The following is an 18,187-nucleotide window of genomic DNA, read 5'->3' as shown; positions in this document are numbered from 1 at the left end:
CTTCGGCAGCTCCTACAGGGGAATGTGTACCTCTGTAGGAGCTGCCGAAGGCTGCGATCATTTTTTTCGCTTCACCACAATGCTCTGAATTATACCTTGGCCCGAGCCTGCATCTGCGGCGATTCAAGATGATCCAGCGCCCGTTCCACCAACAGCTGCACAGCGTTGATGCTCGGGGCTTCGGTGTCGATGTCGAGGGACACGGTAAAGAGGTGGCGGCCGTGCGCAGGTGTGCAAGACCGGGACTGTTTAGGACACCCAGCAGATCCGAGAATCTCCTGCGCGCAGCCGCCAAAAGCCAGACTAGCCCTGAGCCTGAGCCCGGACAAGTTCACCAACGCCGCTACAACCTGAAGGAAATCTCCTAGGATCTTGCCATCAGATTTTTCTGGTTCCTGCGCTGACGCCTTCGCGAGCAAGCCCGCTCCCACAGTTGATCGGGGCTAACCGCAGGATTGTGGTATGACACAAGTCCAATGTGGGAGCGGGCTTGCTCGCGAAGACGGACTGACAAACACCTCTGCACTAAAATCTACTGCCAAGGCTTCGGCTCACCAAACAACTGCCCCTGAACCCCATACAACCCCATCTCACGAATCACCGCCAACTCCCCTTCGGTCTCGACCCGCTCGGCTATTAACGGCAAATCAATGCTATGCGCCGCCCGCTGAATCGCCTCGATGAACAGGCGCTTATCACTCTCCTGATCAATCGCCCGGATGTAACTGCCGTCGATTTTCAGATACGCCAACCCCAGCCGCGCCAAATTGCCGATCATGCTGAAACGTCCACCAAAACGCTGCAGGCTCAACGAAAACCCAAGTTCGCGCAAACGCCGCGTCAGCTGTTCCAGCACCGCCTGCTCAGGCAATTGCTCTTCGCCGATTTCCAGGGTCAGTCGTTCCCCGAGATTCGAATGCTGACGCAGAATCTCGAACACTTTGTTCAGCGCCTGCGGGTCCGCCAGCGTTGCCGAAGACAGGTTCAGCGCCAGCGACTCTTCATGGTCGGCCATCTGTTCAAGCACCAGTTCCAGCATCAAACGGTCCAGCCGCGCGGTCCAGCCGAAACGCTCGAGCCACGGCAGGAAACGCCCGGCGAGAATGGTCTGGTCCTGCTCGTCGAGCAGGCGCGACAGCACTTTGTAATGCAGCACCACCTGTGTGTCGTGGCTGGCCACCACCGGTTGAAAGTACAGTTCGAAACGCTGCTGATCCAACGCCTGATCCAGCAAGGTGTGCCAGGCATGGTGGTCATCGCCAACCCGGGCCGATGCACTGTGATCGAGGCACGCCCAGCTCGGTTCGCCCTGACTTTCCGCCTGGGCCAACGCCTGATCCGCCAACCCGATCACTGCTTGCGGCGAGTCGCCATGGGCAAACGGCGCCAGCCCGATCGAGGCCACCGACGCCACGTCCGTGGCGCCCGTCGCATGCAGGCTCGCCAAGGCGCTGTCGAGGTTACTCGCCAGTTGCAGCGCTTCTTCGCGCACCAGCCCCGGCGCCAGCACGGCGAACTCACCGCCACGAATGCGCGTGACGAGGTTCTGGGTTTCCGGGTACTTGGCGCACTCGCGGGACAACTGCTCGCCCACAGCTTTCAACAACTCATCGGTGCGCTGGCCACCCAGCCGCTGGTTCAAACCAGCCAGGTCCTTGACCCGCAGCAGCAGCAAATAGCCGGAACTGGCCTGCTCGGCATTGCTTACTCGCGCGTTCAATTGCATTTCGAAATAGCGCCGGTTGGCCAGGCCGGTCAGGTTGTCCTGATAGGACTCGGCCCGCAGTTTTTCACTGCGTTCGGCTTGTTCCTGAAACAGCGCCTTGAGCTTCTCGACCATCTGGTTCATCGCCTGCACCACCCGGCGCAGTTCCGGGGTGCGCGGCAGTTCCGGCAGGCTGAGGAATTCGCGGCGAGCAATGGCGTGGGATTGCTTGACCATGTAATCCAGCGGCTTCAGTTGTCGGCGCAGCAACAGCGCGCCCAACACCGCACTCACCGCGCCGCAGATCAGCAACCAGCCGAGGCTGCCCAACGCGCTCTGCCACAACTTGGCCAACGCGAACATCGGATGGCTGACCACCTCGACCCGCGCGGCCTGCTCCCAGCCACGGCTGACGAGGGCGTCGCCACCGGCCGGCTCCAGGCCAATCAGTTTGACGAACCAGTCCGGCACGTTGGTGACCGCAGGGATGCCGCTGCGCTCGACAATCGTCTTGTCGTTGGCCAGGTCGACCACACGGATGCTCGCGTAATAACCGCTGTCGAAGATCGAACTGACCAGCAGCTCGACCATCGCCGGGTCGTCGATGTTCGGCGTCAGGGACAGCGCCAATGCTGTCGCGGCATCCTGGGCATGGGAGCGCAACTGGTTGACGTACTGGGTGCGCGAGCTTTCCAGACTGACCATGAAGCTGCCAGTGAAGGCGACCACCAGGAACAGACAGATAGCGATCAACAGCTGTTTGAACAAAGACATCTGAGCGCGTGCTCCTAGTTAGTCGTCTCGACCGGAAAACCTTCGGCCTGCATTTTCTTCAACACATCCTGCCAGCGGGACAGGCGTTTGGTGTCTCCGACCTTTTTGTTGCCCTTGGCACCCGGCAACCACAACCCTTCGGCATTGAAAGAGTAGACCGGCAGCAAATCGGTTCGCTGGCTGGCAGGCTTGATCGCGTCGATCAGGCTGTCGAGCACCAAAGGCATGGCCTCCGGGCTCGAATAGTAGGTCAGGACCATGTGCGCGCGGTTCAGGCGCAAAGCCTTGACGTAGGTGATGCGCAGCTTGTCACTGGAGACACCGAGATGGCGCAGGCTGAAATACTTGGCGATGGCGTAGTCTTCGCAGTCGCCGGCGCCTTTCCATAAGCCTTCGATCGGCGTTTCCCAATAATCGACCTCGTGCCACAGGTCGATGTCTTCTTCGTAGCGCATCTGCTTGTTGAAGAACCGGTTGACCACGTTGAGCTGTTCCAGCTCGCCAATCTGCTTCTGCGTGGCCAGCAACTGCTGCCAGGCATCGATGCGCTGCTGCCCTTCACCCAAAGGCCCGTACAATGCCTGCGCGCGGCGGCTGATCAGCGAAAAATCCCAATCGGCATGCAGCCCGCCCAGCATGGCGCCGGCCAGCAGCAGTGCGCAGCCTAGCCAGCGCAAAGTCCGAGGGATCGCGAAACGTACCGCCAATGCGAGGCATCCAGGGTAGGCAGGTGGAAGTCGGTTGATGGTGCAGGTTAGCCCGGTAAAAGACAATGGCACGGTGAGATCACCGTCGGCACGCTAGACTTTAAGGTAATGCGATCTTTTGCCCGTTTGACAACCTGTCAGCCAGTCACTAGGGTCCATTTGGATCCAGAATTTATCAGCCAATCAGGGTGCGTTTGTTGTGACACAGAAGCCTAGCCCTCTCAGCAGTATCAAGGTCAACGGGCCGATTCCCGCTCATCTGGCACGCTCGGTGATCGAAGAAACCCTGCGCGCGGCCATCCTGGACGGACGCCTGCCGCGCAGTACCGCCCTGCGCCAGCAGGAACTGGCGGACCTGTTCGGCGTAAGCCGCATGCCGGTGCGCGAGGCATTGCGCCAGTTGGAGGCGCAATCACTGCTTAATGTGGTCCCGCACAAAGGCGCCGTGGTGGCCCCGCTGATCGACAACGATGCGGTCGAGACCTACGCCTTGCGCTCGGTGCTGGAATCATTCGCTTTGCGCCTGTCCATTCCGCTGCTTGATGACAGCGACCTGGCGCGGGCGGCCCAATATATCGAGCAACTGGAAGCGCAAACCGATTACTCCGAGATCGGCAAGCTCAATCGGCTGTTTCACATGTCGCTTTACCACAAGGCACCTAACCGCAAGCTTCTGGGCCTGATCGAACGAGAGCTCAATGAAGAAGAGCGCTTCCTGCGCTTTCATCTGTCGTCCATGGGGCTGGGTAAACTCACCCAAGACGACCATCGCGCACTGCTCGAGGCCGCGAGGGCAAAAGACATCGATAAAGCGGTTGCCTTGCTGGAGCAGCACCTGGAAAAAGCCTCCGCCACCATGCGGCGGTATCTGGATCAACAGCTAAAACGTTAATCGCTCGCCGGCGATCTGGCCGGCGTATCACTTTCTTACCTATCGCTCCTCCTTCCCCTTCCTATTCGCACCTGCCTGGCGCCGCGTTCGGCCGTGGCCGCCTCTCTCGCCGCCATCAGTTCAATGGTACTGCCATTGATTTAGGCTCACTCTTGCGTCTATCGATTCAAACAGACCAAAAGAAGTCAGCGCCTGACAGAAAACCAGGCGAATCGAAGCCAATACGCAAGGAGCGGCGCCAACAGGCGGGATAATCGGAAGTCCGACCGATGTCCCGCCCATAAAACATCAAATCTTGATTCCCTGTTCCCTGAAGTGCTCTGAGTGAGGCATTCACTCAATCTATTCAATTCTGATGAATACAAATCGGAAGGAGCCACTTCGCCTAAATAAAACTTATATAAAAAGTTTTATAAGGCCACTTCATGCCCAATAAACCGCCCACTTCAAATAATTAAAATATTGCTTGCCGCCTACTTGTTTCGTGTATTAGTTTTTTCTTCGTCGAGCCGTTATCGACCGCTCCTGATTCCGTCAAAGCCCTACCAGGCAAGACCTGCAAGGCCAGCACGGGCATTCAGAGCGAATATTTAAACAACTTTGGTATTCCATGGATTTCGGTTCAGGCGCCCGCTCGTCTTTATAAAAAAGCGGGCGACCTTGCCGCCAAACAACATTGATGAGGACGTTCATATGCAGCCAACTAAAGAACAACTTTTTCTGAAAAAACGCGAACTTGGCCAACACCCGGTTTTTTCCGAAATAACATCAATTAACTTATTGCGCCGTTTTATGGAAAGCCATGTTTTCGCGGTGTGGGACTTCATGTCCCTGACCAAACGGCTGCAACGTGAACTCACTTGTGTCCATCTGCCCTGGCTGCCGCCGGCGGACCCGCAAGCTTCACGCCTGATCAACGAAATCGTGCTGGGAGAAGAATCGGATGACCGCCCGGGGGCGGGGTATTGCAGCCACTTCGAATTGTATCTGGATGCCATGCAGGAGGTCGGCGCGGACACCCGGGCCATCAAGCGATTCATCACGCTGCAGCAGGAAGGCGTAAGCCCCCAGACCGCGCTGGACAGTGTCGAGGTCGAACCAGCGGCGGCAGAGTTCGTCCGCCAGACCCTGCACACCGCCCTGCACGCCCCGGCGCACAGCGTGGCTGCCGCGTTCGTGCATGGTCGTGAGAGCGTCATTCCGCAAATGTTCCAGCGCATGCTGGATGCCTGGGGCATTGGCCTGGATCAAGCCCCGACGTTTCGTTACTACCTGCAACGGCACATCGAAGTCGATTCCGAAGATCACGGCCCGGCGGCGGAAAAACTGCTGGCACGGCTGATCGATGGCGATCCGCAACGCGAAACCGAAGTTCTGGCCGCTGCGCTCGCCGCCGTCCAAAGCCGCGCCGCCCTGTGGGACGGCCTGCGCCAGAGCATGGCCCAACCGGTTGCGCAGGTGATGCCATGAACGCCATCCACTACCAATCCTTCGCTGACGCCTGGGAAAGCCGCGCCACGATCCGCACCCGGCCACGGCGCCGGCTCGAAGACGACGACAAACTGATCTTCCCCATGAGCCGCCAACCCCTGGTCCACAGCCAGACCTTTCTCAGCCACTGCCCGCAGCTGCGCGACTTTGTGCTGGTGCAGAGCCTTTACAAGTTCATCAACGACGTCGTGATTTTCGAGACCGAGCTGGTGGATCACACCGCCCGCCGCATCGCCAAGAACAGCTTCGGCATTGAGTTCCCGTTCGCCTGCCGCTACGACGCGATGACGGTCGTGGTAGACGAGGATTACCACGCACTGGTGGCGATGGATTTCATGCAGCAGACCATCGATATGACCGGCATCGCACCAATCCCGTTGCCCATGCAGATCGAACTCAGCCGCGCGATACCGGCGACGCTGGCCCAGGCACCGAAGCACCTGCTCAGCGCCGTAGAGCTGATCTGCATCGCCATTGCCGAAAACACCGTGACCAATGAAGTGGCGGCCTTCGCCCGGGACGATTCGGTCAAGGCTTCGATCAAGGGTTTGATGGCCGACCACCTTATGGATGAGGGACGTCACGCCGGTTTCTGGACGCGGCTGGTGCAGATTTACTGGAGCACCGCCCCCGAAGAGGACCGCCATGCGATAGCGCGCTTGATGCCGGATTTCATCGCCCGGTACTTGGCGAGCGATCTGCAGCGGGCGTTCGATTTCGAGCTGATCGCCCACCTGCCCGTCGACGAATCGGTGCGCCAGTCGCTGCGCGAAGACGCCAGTGCGCTGACTTATCCCATCAACCGATTTCATCCGCTGGTGGGCAACATCACGCGCTTCTTTCGTAGCAGCTCGATGCTCGCCTCCCCCTGCGTGCGCGATGCCCTGGCCGATTACCTGACTCCTTGAGGATCCGCCCATGAGACGCCTTGAAATTGCAGTGTCTGGCAGCAGCCAGGCAATGGCCGAACTGGCCCTTGAACTTGAACTGCACGGCCATGGTGTCGTGCGTATTGAATCGCCGGCCAGTCACGACCCGGTGGATTTGTTGATCGACGACGGAACGGCGCCGTGCGACGGCGTCCAGGCCCGGTCTCGCCTGGAGGTACGCGTGGCACTCGATGCCCTGGTGGACGAGACGTTGCCGCAGCCGGTGGTGGTTTTTCGCGACGGTGCGCAGCGACTTTTATGGCGGCAGGTTATCGCTCCTGAAAGCGGCGGCAACGGCCAGTCGCTGCGCCTGCGCACACTGGCAGTGGTAGTCGAAAGCGGCGCACGGCTGGTCAGCCAGTTTTCCCGGGATGAGGCCTGTTTCGATCATTGGCCCACGGCGGAGGTCGGCGCTGCCGCCCCACTATTGCATGGGCTTGATGCACTGGAGATGCTGGCCTTCGAACACCGCCTCAATGCGCCTGCGGTGCCGTGGCTGCTGGCCGCCGCCCAAGTGCCGGTGATGCACAGCATTGAGCAGCGCATGCTCGATGACGCAACGCAACCGGCCCTGTGGGTCGATGGTTTGCTCGTCGATTACAAGGCCTTGCGCAGCCTGGCGTTGAGCTTGCAACAACCGATGCTGGACATGCTGCGCCATCGCGGCGTAACCGACCGCCCGGTGGTGATCGGCGTGTGCCTGCCCAAGTCGCTGCAACTGTACGCGGCGATTCTGGCGGTGCTGGGTTGCGGCGCGGTGTACCTGCCGCTGGACCCGCAGCATCCGGCACAACGTCGGCGCTTCATTCTGGAAAACGCCAACGCAGACCTGCTGTTGCACGACGGCGCCAGCGAGTTGGGCGACGTCTCGCTGCCGATGCTGGACATTCGCCGTCTGCCTTCGCCCAAGCCCGGCCTCCCGGCCTCGCTGATCCGCCGCACGGTGAACATCGACGAACCGGCCGTGGCGATCTACACCTCCGGCACCACCGGCCAGCCCAAAGGCGTGTTGCTCAGCCATCGCAACCTCAGCCATTTCTGTGCCTGGTACGCCGATCATGTCGGGTTACAGCGCAGTAGTCGGTCGTTGCAGTTTTCCACCATCAATTTCGACGCATCGCTGCTGGATATCCTGCCGGCGTTTATCCAAGGCGCGCGACTGGTGGTGCCCAGCGACGACCAGCGTCGCGATCCACAGCAATTGGTCGAGTTGATTCGCGCGCAGCAAGTGACCCACGCCTTCCTGCCGCCGGCGCTGCTGAGCGTCATGCCGCTGCAAGCACCGCTGGGCCTTGAGCACTTGATTACCGGTGGCGATGTCTGCGAGCCGTTCGTGATCGCGCAGCTCGCACCGCAATGCCGATTCCACAATATTTATGGCCCGACCGAAACCACGGTGTTGGCCACCACGCGGCAATTTTGCGTCGGCGATAGCAATCGCAACCTCGGCATCCCCATCGCCAATGGCCGGGTATTGATTCTGGATGAGCAACTGCAACCAGTACCTCAAGGCACACCCGGCGAGCTGTACATCGCCGGGCCAGGTGTCGGCCTGGGTTATCTGAACGACCCAGCGCTGACCGCGGCGCGCTACCTCAACCTGACGCTGCCCAATGGGCAGGCGTTGCGGGTTTATCGCACTGGCGATATCGGCCAGTGGACCGACGACGGGATCGAGCTGAGTGGGCGTCGTGATAACCAGGTGAAGATCCGGGGCTTTCGGGTCGAGCCCGAGGAAATCGAGCATTGCCTGCGCGAAAGCCAGCTGTTTCGTCAGGTGGCAGTGGTGATCGATGAACGGCGGCGGATCCTGGCGTACCTGGTTCACCCGAGGGAGGACCGGCCCGGCACCGCTCTGCCAGCCTTGCGCGAGCATGTGCAAAACACGCTGCCCGGTTACATGCACCCCGGCGCCTACATTGAGCTGCCACGCCTGCCTTACACCAGTAACGGCAAGGTCGATCGACGGGCTCTGCTCGCGACCTCGGTACAGGTCCAGGTCGCCAGTCAGCGGCGCCAGCCGCAGACCCCGTTGCAGATGCAGTTGCGCCAGCTGTGGTCCGAGTTGCTTGAGCTGCCGGTCGAGGAGATTGCCACCGATGAAAGCTTCTTCAACCTGGGCGGGCATTCGATTCTGCTGTCACAGCTGCTGCTGAGCATCCGCCAGGTGTTCGGTCGCAGCCTCTCGATCAATCGCTTCATCGAAGCGCCCACGTTGCTGACCCTCGCCAAGCTGCTCGATGGCCCCGAGCAAAGCGCAGCTTCGACACTCAGCCCCCAAGCCTTCATCGATGCCGAAGCCGAACTCAACCTCGATCCGCTGCCGGTCAGCCAGTGCGGTGATGTGCATAAAGTGCTGGTGACCGGTGCCAACAGTTTTCTCGGGGTACATATCGTCGAGGCTTTGCTGGCCTGGGGCGCCACCGAGGTTGCGTGCCTGGTGCGTGAGTCCGGCGGACAAAGCGCGGCCGAACGTTTCGCCCAGGCCCTGCGGGATAACCGTCTCACCCATCTGGACCTGAGCCGGGTCAGCGTTTACGCCGCCGACATCACCCAACCGCAATTGGGTTTGCCGGACGACGTTTACGCACGCATTGACCGCACCTTCGGCGCGCTGGTGCACAACGCCGCCAACGTCAATCACGTCCTCGATTACGAGTCGTTGGCGCGGGATAACGTCGAGCCGATTTTCGAGTGCCTGCGCCTGTGTGAAGGGCGCAGCAAGAAGATCTTCAACTTCGTCTCGACGCTCTCGGCGTCCAGCACGATCTCCGACGATGGCCGGGTGCTGGAATTGCCCGCCGCGCAGACACCACCGATCTATATCAAGAATGGCTACAACCTGTCCAAATGGGTCGGCGAGCGGATCCTCGAACGGGCGCGGGAGCGCGGAGTGCGGGTCAATCTTTTTCGCCCCGGCAACATCAGTTTCAACAGCCTCACCGGCGTCTGCCAGCCCCACAAGAATCGCTTGATGCTGATGCTCAAGGGCTCGATCCAGCTCGGCCAGGTGCCGGAACTGGCGCTGAATTTCGACCTGATGCCGGTGGATTTTCTCGCCCGTTTCATCGCCTTCCACGCCAGCCGTTACCAGGCCGAAAAAGCGGTGTTCAACCTGCACAACCCCGAACCCCTGAGCTGGGACGCCTACGTGGCGCCATTTCGCGAGACCGGTCGGGAATTCGCCATGGTCAGCGTCGCCGACTGGCAGCAGCAACTGAGCCGCGTCGATAGCGAAAACGCGCTGTTTGGCGTGCTCGGTTTCTACCTCAACGGCTTCGAGGAAGACATCGGCGACATCTCGATGATCGGCCACGACAACGCCCAGGCCGGCGTGCGGCAGATGGGCGCGCATTACCCGGAAAAATCCCCGGCGCTGCTGCGGCGCGGCTGCGACTACCTCAAAGAAATCAACTTCATCTGATTCACCCTAACCCTGCACGGAGCAAAACCATGAATACTCTGCAACCCGATACCCTGATCAAAAATCCTCACGGCTGCCATGTTGTGTCTTCGGTGGAAGTACCGGCCGATGCGGCGCAAGTCTGGGCGGTGGTCGGTAACTTTGCCGGCTTCGATCGATTCATTCCGGCGCTGTCGCACATCGAGATGACGGGCGAAGGTGTGTCGTCGCTGCGCAAGAAATTCTTCAAGGACGACAACCACCTGGTGGTCGAGCAGCTCAACTCTCGGGACGACCAGGCACTGAACATGACCTGGACCCTCATCTACAACACCTTGGGCATCGGCAATTTGTGGGCGGCGATGAGGGTGGAATCCATCGGCGCAGACAAGTCGCGGGCAATCTGGACGATCATCGCTGAACCGGCTCAGGGTGGTGAGCAAGCCCTGCCGGGGTTCAAGGATTTCCTTCAGGGGTTTGCCGATGATGCGATGGGGAATGTGTTGAAGCTGTTTGTGTAGGGTCTTGATGGGGTGGTGATTGAACCACCGCTTTCGCGAGCAAGCCCGCTCCCACATTCGACTGCGTTCCGCCTGGAAGAACTCGGTCAAAATGTGGGAGCGGGCTTGCTCGCGAAGAACGATAACGCGGTGGAGCTGACCTCAATCAAATCTTGAAACTATCAACCAACTGCTTCAACCGATTGGCCTGCTGGGACAGCGCATCGCAATCCTTCAATGTTTCATTGAGGTTGGCCACGCTCTGCTGGTTCAACAGGTTGATCTGGTTGACGTCGACGTTGAGGGTTTCCACCACGGCGGTCTGCTCTTCGGTCGCTGCGGCCACCGACTGGTTCATGCCGTCGATTTCGCCGATGCGCTGGGTCACGCTGACCAGGCGCAGGCCGGCCTGGTTCGCCACTTCGACGCTCTGCTCGCTGGATGCCTGACTGGCATTCATGGTGGTCACCGCTTCGCGAGAACCGATCTGCAGCGAGCTGATCATCTTGTGGATCTCTTCCGCCGATTCCTGGGTGCGATGAGCAAGGTTGCGCACCTCGTCCGCTACCACCGCAAAACCACGACCGGCCTCACCGGCACGGGCCGCTTCGATGGCTGCGTTGAGCGCCAGCAAATTGGTCTGTTGGGAAATACCTTTGATCACATCGAGAATGTGGCCGATGTTGTCGGTGCTCGCGTTCAGGGTTTCGATCTGCGTGCAGGACAGGCTGATTTTCTGTGACAGCTCGGTCATGGCCAGGATAGTTTTTTCCACCACCTGACGACCGTCATCGGCCTGCTCGCTCGCGCCGCTGGCGTGTTGCGAAGCATCGGCGGCGTTGCGGGCAATTTCCTGGGTGGCGGCGCCCAACTGGTTGATCGCCGCAGCCACACTGTTGGTGCGGGCGCTTTGTTCGTCGGAGCCGACGATCGAAGCGTTGGACGACGCCATCACCCGTTGCGACAGGTCATGAACCTGACGGGTCGCCGAGGACACTTCGCAAATCGATGCGTGAATCCGCTCCACGAACTGGTTGAAGGAGCCGCCCAACTCGCCGAATTCATCTTTGCTTTCTACGACCAGACGACGGGTCAGGTCGCCCTCGCCCTGAGCGATGTCCTGCATCGCACGACCCATCGTGGTCAGCGGACGCATCAGCACGCTGATCAGCAGACTCAGCAATACTGCAATGGCGGTCACAGCGATGAACATCGCGATCAGCGCCGAGGTGCGGAATTGACTCAGTGGTGCGTAGGCCTTGGCCTTGTCGATCGACAGACCGATGTACCACTCGGCATTCGGCAAACCACTCACTGGTGTGAACGAGAGGATGCGGTCCTGCTTGTTCAGTTCTACTTCCTGATTGCCTTTCCCGATGCGGACACTGGAACCCGGATAGATGTCTTTCAGGTTCTTCATCACCTGATCCTTGTCCGGGCTGACGATCACCTGACCGTCGGCGCTGACGAGGAACGCGTGACCGATACCACCGAAGTCCACCGAGTTGATGATCTTCACCAGGGTTTCCAGACTCAGGTCACCGCCGACCACGCCCAGCAGTTCGCCTTGCTTTTTCACCGGCATGGCGATGGTCACCACCAACCCGCCGACCGCTGCCATGTAAGGCGGGGTCAGCATGGTCTTGTCGGCGACCACAGCTTGCTTGTACCAAGGCCGCTGACGCGGATCGTAGCCGTCCGGCATCTTCGCGTCAGGGCGCTGGGTGAACACACCATTGGCCTGCCCGACGTAGGTGAACTGGAAGTTCGAGGTGAGGGCAGGTTGATCGACCAGCCCCGGCAAATCGGCATTGGCGCCTTGATGAGCGATGTTCTGCGCGAGGTTTTCCAGGACCAGCACCCGGCCGCTCATCCAGTTCTGCACGCTGCTGGCAGTCAGCTCGCCAGCTTGTTCAACGGAAGACTCGAGGTTTTGTCGGATGGTGTTTCGCTGCAGATAGTCGTTGTACAAAGTGAACAACGCAAATGCCAACACCACGACGCCTGAAGCGGCCAGCAGAATTTTATGGCTGAACTTGAGATTCATTTCATGGGACTTCTTATGCAAAAAAGTGGGGATGCGTTCCGGGTTGCAACATTCCATGTAACAGCGCAGACGGCATTCTTGGGCCGCTCTACTTTGGTGCACGCATGTCTCACCAGTCTGTCGGCACGAGCGGGAGAAATCTTAGGGGTTTGTACGAAACCCGTCGGATAACCGCCGAACGGCGTGCCAGAGCGCCCGAATAGGAGTGTTTGCTGGTGGCTGCTCGAACGGCAGTTGCAAATTTTCCGACCCTTGATGACAATGCGACTAATTATCATTTGTGACGTCGGGCTGTCGCGTTCATGTCTTCACCTGAGTTTGCAGTACAGGCGCTTTACAGCAGCCATCACGGGTGGCTCAACACGTGGCTACGTGCGCGATTGGGCAATGCGGCCGATGCGGCGGATCTGGCTCAGGACACGTTCGTCCGGCTGCTGCAAAGAACCGAACGCCTGGAGCTCAAGGCCCCCCGCGCTTTTCTACGAACCATTGCCCGCGGCCTGGTGATCGACCACTGGCGCCGTGAGGAAATCGAGCGCGCGTACCTGGAAACCATCGCCCATTTGCCTGAGGCCGAAACCCCGAGCGCCGAGGCGCGGGCATTGGTGCTCGAATTGCTGGAAAGCATCGCTCGCATGCTTGAAGGCCTGAAGCCGAAAGTGCGTCAGGCATTTCTGCTGGCCCAGTGCGAAGGATTTACCCACAAGCAGATCGCCGAACACATGGGATTATCCCTGCGTTCGGTGGAGCGTTATGTGGCCGACGCGCTGTATCACTGCTACGTGCTGCGGTACGAAGCGTGATGCCTGTGGATAACTCAGCACTGAACCGTCGCGGCGAGCCCCATCAGCAGGTGGTTAAACAAGCCATCCATTGGTTGCTGCGCCTGCGTAACAACGCGACCAATCCCAGACTGCGCCAGCAATGCGACGTCTGGCGGGCGGAACACCATGAGCACGAACTGGCCTGGCAACGGGTGCAGTCCCTGCAAGCCGAGTTGAGCAGCAATCTGCGCGCGGTGCCCGGCGCTCAAGTCGCTTTCAACACTTTGGAAAACAGCGCACAGGGGCTCGGGCGGCGCCAGGCATTGAAGCTGTTGTCGGGCGCATTGCTGATGGGTTCAGCGGCATGGCTGGGCAAGGATGTCGGTTGGCAACAGTGGACCGCCGACTTCGCCACCGCCACGGGCGAGCGACGCGGTTTCCAGTTACCGGATGGCACGCGCCTGGAGCTCAACACCGCCAGCGCGGTGGACCTGGACTACACCGCGCAGCAGCGCCTGATCAAACTGACTCGCGGCGAGATCGTCGTGACGTGCGCAGGGGCAAGTGAAGAGGTTTCGTTTGATCGACCGTTGCGGGTGCAAAGCCGTCACGGTGTATTCGAAAGTGTGGCGGCGCGCTTCATTGTTCGTCAGGACGCCGACTGCACGCGGCTCAGCGTCACCAGCGGCGTCGTCGCAATCCATTCGCCACGGGCCGCCGATGGGCTGCCGATTCAGGTGCAGGCCGGGCAGAGTTATCTGATCGATCGGAGTCGAGCGCAGTTGGCACCGCCGCAGGACATGGATGCGGGCGCCTGGGTGGATGGCCTGATTGTCACCCGCAACATGCGCCTCGGGGATTTCATTAATGAAGTCGGACGTTACCGTCCCGGCTATCTGACCTGCGCGGCGGATATTGCCCACTTGCGGCTGTCCGGGGTTTTCCGTCTTGAAGACACCGACAAACTGCTGGCCATTCTGCCGCAAACCCTGGCGGTGCAACTGCGCTATCGCACTCGCTATTGGGTGACGCTAGAGCGACAGGCCTGAATTATTTTTGGCGGGTTTTCCGAACAAGTCCGGCTTAGTCAGTAAGCACTTCAACTCTGCCTTCAGCGACTTCCTACGGAAACCTACAATGACTGTGCGCGCCATCAGTAAGAACCTTCTCCATTTCGCCCCGGAATCAGGCGTATTGCGCCACGCCATCCGCGCGGCGCTGTTCTCTACCGCACTGGGTGTCGGCCTGCTGCCGACACTTGGCGTTGCTGCACAGGGCAGCGAAGCCAGTAGCCACCGCTACAACATCGCCGCCGGCCCCTTGAGCGATGTGCTCAATCAATTCGCGCGTCAGGCGGGCATCACGCTGTCGACGACTCCGGCTCAAACTCAGGGCCTTCAATCGCCGGGATTACAGGGCGACTATTCGGCGGATCAGGCGTTGAGTCATTTGCTCAATGGCACAGGGCTTGTGGCCGTCAGTCAGGATGGCAGCAGCTATGTGCTGCGGCCCGTTGCTGAAACCGAAGCCCTGGCGCTGCCCGCCACCGACATCAAAGGCTTCGCCCTGGGCAATGCGCTGGGCAGCATGGATGGCTACAACGCAACGCACAGCCAGATCGCCACCAAGACCAGTACCGCGCTGCTGGAAACCTCACAAAGCGTGTCCGTGGTGACCCGCGAGCAAATGGACGACCAAGGCTCGCAAACCGTGTCCCAGGCGATGCGCTACACCCCGGGCGTGCTGACCAACCCTTACGGCGCGACCCACCGTTACGACTACGTGGCGATGCGCGGTTTCAACGACGGCTCGGTGGATAACATCTATCTCGATGGCCTCAAATCCATGGGTGACAGCGGCACCTACAGCACCATGCAGGTAGACCCCTATTTCCTCGAACGAGTCGATATTCTCAAAGGACCGTCGTCGGTGCTCTACGGTCGCAGCTCGCCGGGCGGGCTGGTGGCGTTGACCAGCAAGAAACCGTTGTATGAGCCCTATCATCAGGTCCAGGCCACGGTGGGCACTCAAGGCCAACGCGGCATGGGCTTCGACTTCAGCGGGCCGGTGGATGATGACAAGCGTATCGCCTATCGCCTGACAGGGTTGGCGGATCAGTCCGACACACAGTTCGACCACAATGAGGAAAAGCGCTTCGCCCTGGCGCCGACGGTGAGCATCGATTTCACCGAAGATACCTCGCTGACGCTGCAAGCCTATCTGCAACACGATCCCGACGGCGGCTATCACGGCGGCGTCCCGGCCGATGGCACGATCCATCAGCGCAACGGCAATCGGATCTCCCCCAACTTCTTCGAAGGCGAGCCGGGTGTTGATGGCTTCCAGCGTGATCAACAGTCCTTCGGTTATCAGTTCGAACACCGCTTCAACGACGTCTTCACCGCTCGGCAGAACTTTCGTTATCTCGACTCCAAGGTGAAGATCGATCAGGTTTACGCCTATGGCTGGACTACCCCCACCAGTAACGAGTTGAACCGCTATTACACCGGCGGCGACGAAAAGCTCCACGCCTTTATCGTCGATAACATGCTGCAAGCCGAGTTCTTCACCGGCGCAACCAAACACACCGTGCTGATGGGTGCGGACTACCAGCGGCGCAAGACGGTGGTCGACTGGACCAGTGGCGGTCTTGCGCCGATCGATGCGTTCAATCCGGTGTACGGCAATTCGGCCATCGACTTCTACAGCCCGACCAGCTATCTGCGGCGCCTGGAACAGACCGGCGTCTACCTGCAAGACCTGATCGAGATGGATAAGTGGCGCTTCTCTTTGGGCCTGCGTCAGGACTGGGTTGAAACCTCCGATGAAAATCGGCTGGCTGAAGCGGGGCGCCGTGTAGGCACGGAAATCAGTGACGAACGCACCAAGCTGACGGGCCGGGCTGGGGCGCTGTACCTGTTCGATAACGGCATCGCGCCGTATATCAGCTACTCCGAGTCGTTCAACCCGAATTCCTACGCGGACAGCGTCGGCAATCCTCTGGCACCGACCGATGGCACCCAGTGGGAAGTGGGCCTGAAGTACCAGCCACCAGGCACAGACAACTTGTTCACGGCGTCGCTGTTCCGCATCGATCAGGAAAACCTGGCGACCAAACTGCCGCAGGAAAACTTCTATCGCGCTGTAGGCGCCGTCCGCTCCCAAGGTCTGGAACTGGAAGCGCACATGCAGCTGACCGATAACCTGAAAGTCCTCGGCAGCTACACCTTCACCGACATCGAGTATTCGAAGTCGATGATCAGTACGTTGAGCACTGCAACCGACGTGATCGAAAACAAGGGCAACTCGCCGACTCAGGCGCCACGTCATATGGCCTCAGTGTGGGCGGACTACACGTTCGACAGCGCAGCGCTTGATGGCCTGCGTCTGGGCGGCGGCGTGCGTTATGTCGGCTACAGCTGGGCCGATGCGGAAAACACCCTGAAGGTGCCGTCCTACACGCTGTTCGATGCGTCTGTCGGCTATGACCTGGGCAAGGTGGGCTTGAAGGGCGTGGACGTACGTTTGAATGCGAACAACCTGACCAACGAGTCCTACGTGGCCTCCTGTGCCAGCCTGAACTTCTGCTACCTGGGTGAAGAGCGCAACGTCGCCGCTACCGTGAGCTACCAGTTCTAACGACTCGTTATCCAAAAAAGCCAGCCCCTGAATTCAGGGGCTGGCTTTGTCGTCTCTGCAGGAAAATTCCATGCGTGCATTTCTGGTTTTACTTCATCGCTACATTGGTTTGGCGACTGCGTTGTTTCTGCTGATGGCGGGGCTTACGGGCAGCATCCTGGCGTTCAATCATGAGCTGGATGAGTGGCTCAATCCGGGGTTCTATACAGCGTCTACCGACGGTCAGCGTTTGCCGCCCGGCACTTTGGTAGACAAGCTGCAAGCGGAGCATCCGAGGCTGCAAGTCTGGTACATGGAGTACCCGTCAGAACAGGGTCATACCGCATTGCTGGCTGCGGTACCACGTAATGATCCTGCGACCGGAAAACCTTTTTCCGAGCCCAATCAGGTGTTCTATCTGGACCCGGTCAATGGCGAGCAGAAAGGGCAGCGGTTCTGGGGAGAATGCTGCTTTCAGCGGGAGAATTTCATTCCGTTCATTCTGGAGTTCCACTACAACCTGGTTCTGCCGAATAACTGGGGATTGTTGTTAATGGGACTGGTCGCGATCGCCTGGGTTGTCGATTGTTTCATCGCGCTTTGGCTGACGCTTCCACGAGGGAAACCGTTCTGGAAGAAGTGGTCGACGGCCTGGAAGATCAAGGGTGGGCATGCCTACCGGCTGAATTTTGACCTGCATCGGGCGGGTGGGTTGTGGCTTTGGTTGTTGCTGCTACCGATTGCGGTCAGCAGTGTCGCCATGAACCTGCCGAGTCAGGTCTTCAAGCCTGTGGTTTCACTGTTTTCGCCGATTGAGCCGAGCGTTTACGAGGCCCGCGGACGCATGCCTGCTGAGGAGCTGGGAGTTACGCGGCTGAGTTATCAACAGGCTTATGAACGTGCGTTACAGGAGGGGCAAAAGTTAGGGCTGACCGCTGCAATCGGGGAGTTGTATTACAGCTTTGAGTACAACTTTTATGGGGCAGGGTTTGGGCAACATGATACCGAGGCCCATGGAAAGTCCTGGCTGTTCTTCCATGGCACGGACGGGCGTTTACTGGGGCAGGAAATCGCAGGGCAAGGCACCCTGGGAGAGCGTTTTTATCGGCTGCAATTGCCGATACACGGAGGGCGGATCATTGGGCTCACCGGGCAAGTCATTATCGCGGTGCTAGGTGTTTTGATTGCAGTATTGTCGGTGACGGGAATCTATATCTGGTGGCGCAAGTTGCTGGCTCGAAGGAGTAGCAAGGCACGTAAGAGCAGGATGTGCCCCATTCCAGATTGAGGTTTCTATAGCCCAGAAAGACAAAACCCCTGTCTGCATAAGCAGACAGGGGTTTCGGAATTCAATCTT

At 59.5% G+C, this 18,187-nt stretch carries 12 protein-coding genes; 9 read left to right on the top strand and 3 right to left on the bottom strand.

What is annotated here, in order from left to right; all coding sequences use genetic code 11:
* Positions 1–532: 532 nt before the first annotated feature.
* Both lapD and lapG read right to left on the bottom strand, forming a co-directional pair.
* Positions 533–2,479 carry a cyclic di-GMP receptor LapD gene (gene lapD / locus PMI36_RS00545; protein ID WP_008076524.1) on the bottom strand — a complete coding sequence of 649 codons (1,947 nt, stop codon included), beginning with the start codon at positions 2,477–2,479 and terminating at the stop codon, positions 533–535.
* A 14-nt stretch (positions 2,480–2,493) separates the two neighbouring features.
* Entirely contained in the window at positions 2,494–3,186 is a 693-nt protein-coding gene (gene lapG / locus PMI36_RS00550; protein ID WP_008076522.1) for a cysteine protease LapG, read from the bottom strand.
* Between the two features lie 199 nt (positions 3,187–3,385).
* On the opposite strand from lapG, the gene PMI36_RS00555 reads away from it, so the two are divergent.
* The 5 genes from PMI36_RS00555 (at position 3,386) to PMI36_RS00575 (ending at position 10,422) form a co-directional block, all read left to right on the top strand.
* Complete coding sequence (locus tag PMI36_RS00555; RefSeq protein WP_008076519.1) at positions 3,386–4,078, top strand: GntR family transcriptional regulator; 693 nt, start codon at positions 3,386–3,388, stop codon at positions 4,076–4,078.
* Positions 4,079–4,771: 693 nt separating this feature from the next.
* Positions 4,772–5,548 (top strand): DUF3050 domain-containing protein, encoded by a 777-nt coding sequence (locus tag PMI36_RS00560; protein WP_008076515.1) that lies wholly within the window; start codon positions 4,772–4,774, stop codon positions 5,546–5,548.
* Positions 5,545–6,477 carry a diiron oxygenase gene (locus tag PMI36_RS00565; protein WP_008076513.1) on the top strand — a complete coding sequence of 311 codons (933 nt, stop codon included), beginning with the start codon at positions 5,545–5,547 and terminating at the stop codon, positions 6,475–6,477. The genes PMI36_RS00560 and PMI36_RS00565 overlap by 4 nt, the downstream gene beginning before the upstream one ends.
* Positions 6,478–6,487: 10 nt before the next feature.
* Complete coding sequence (locus PMI36_RS00570; protein ID WP_008076511.1) at positions 6,488–9,922, top strand: non-ribosomal peptide synthetase; 3,435 nt, start codon at positions 6,488–6,490, stop codon at positions 9,920–9,922.
* Between the two features lie 29 nt (positions 9,923–9,951).
* A complete protein-coding gene (locus PMI36_RS00575; RefSeq protein ID WP_008076509.1) occupies positions 9,952–10,422 on the top strand; it encodes an SRPBCC family protein in 471 nt (156 codons plus the stop codon).
* Between the two features lie 145 nt (positions 10,423–10,567).
* On the opposite strand, the gene PMI36_RS00580 is transcribed toward PMI36_RS00575, so the two are convergent.
* The gene (locus PMI36_RS00580) at positions 10,568–12,448 is read right to left on the bottom strand and encodes a methyl-accepting chemotaxis protein (RefSeq protein WP_008076507.1); all 1,881 of its coding nucleotides are present in this window, start codon (positions 12,446–12,448) and stop codon (positions 10,568–10,570) included.
* A gap of 302 nt (positions 12,449–12,750) precedes the next feature.
* On the opposite strand from PMI36_RS00580, the gene PMI36_RS00585 reads away from it, so the two are divergent.
* The 4 genes from PMI36_RS00585 (at position 12,751) to PMI36_RS00600 (ending at position 18,118) form a co-directional block, all read left to right on the top strand.
* Positions 12,751–13,251 carry a sigma-70 family RNA polymerase sigma factor gene (locus PMI36_RS00585; protein WP_008076504.1) on the top strand — a complete coding sequence of 167 codons (501 nt, stop codon included), beginning with the start codon at positions 12,751–12,753 and terminating at the stop codon, positions 13,249–13,251.
* Positions 13,251–14,261: a FecR domain-containing protein gene (locus PMI36_RS00590; RefSeq protein ID WP_008076502.1), complete on the top strand. Its 1,011-nt coding sequence runs from the start codon at positions 13,251–13,253 to the stop codon at positions 14,259–14,261. The genes PMI36_RS00585 and PMI36_RS00590 overlap by 1 nt, the downstream gene beginning before the upstream one ends.
* 88 nt (positions 14,262–14,349) lie before the next feature.
* Positions 14,350–16,851: a TonB-dependent siderophore receptor gene (locus tag PMI36_RS00595; RefSeq protein WP_008076500.1), complete on the top strand. Its 2,502-nt coding sequence runs from the start codon at positions 14,350–14,352 to the stop codon at positions 16,849–16,851.
* Positions 16,852–16,921: 70 nt separating this feature from the next.
* On the top strand, positions 16,922–18,118 hold the full coding sequence (locus tag PMI36_RS00600) for a PepSY-associated TM helix domain-containing protein (RefSeq protein ID WP_008076497.1): 1,197 nt from the start codon (positions 16,922–16,924) through the stop codon (positions 18,116–18,118).
* The last annotated feature ends 69 nt before the right edge of the window (positions 18,119–18,187 follow it).

The organism is Pseudomonas sp. GM79 (assembly GCF_000282495.1).
Classification (GTDB): domain Bacteria; phylum Pseudomonadota; class Gammaproteobacteria; order Pseudomonadales; family Pseudomonadaceae; genus Aquipseudomonas.
Note: the sequence above shows the minus strand (reverse complement) of the source record. Positions and strands in the feature narration are given on the sequence as shown.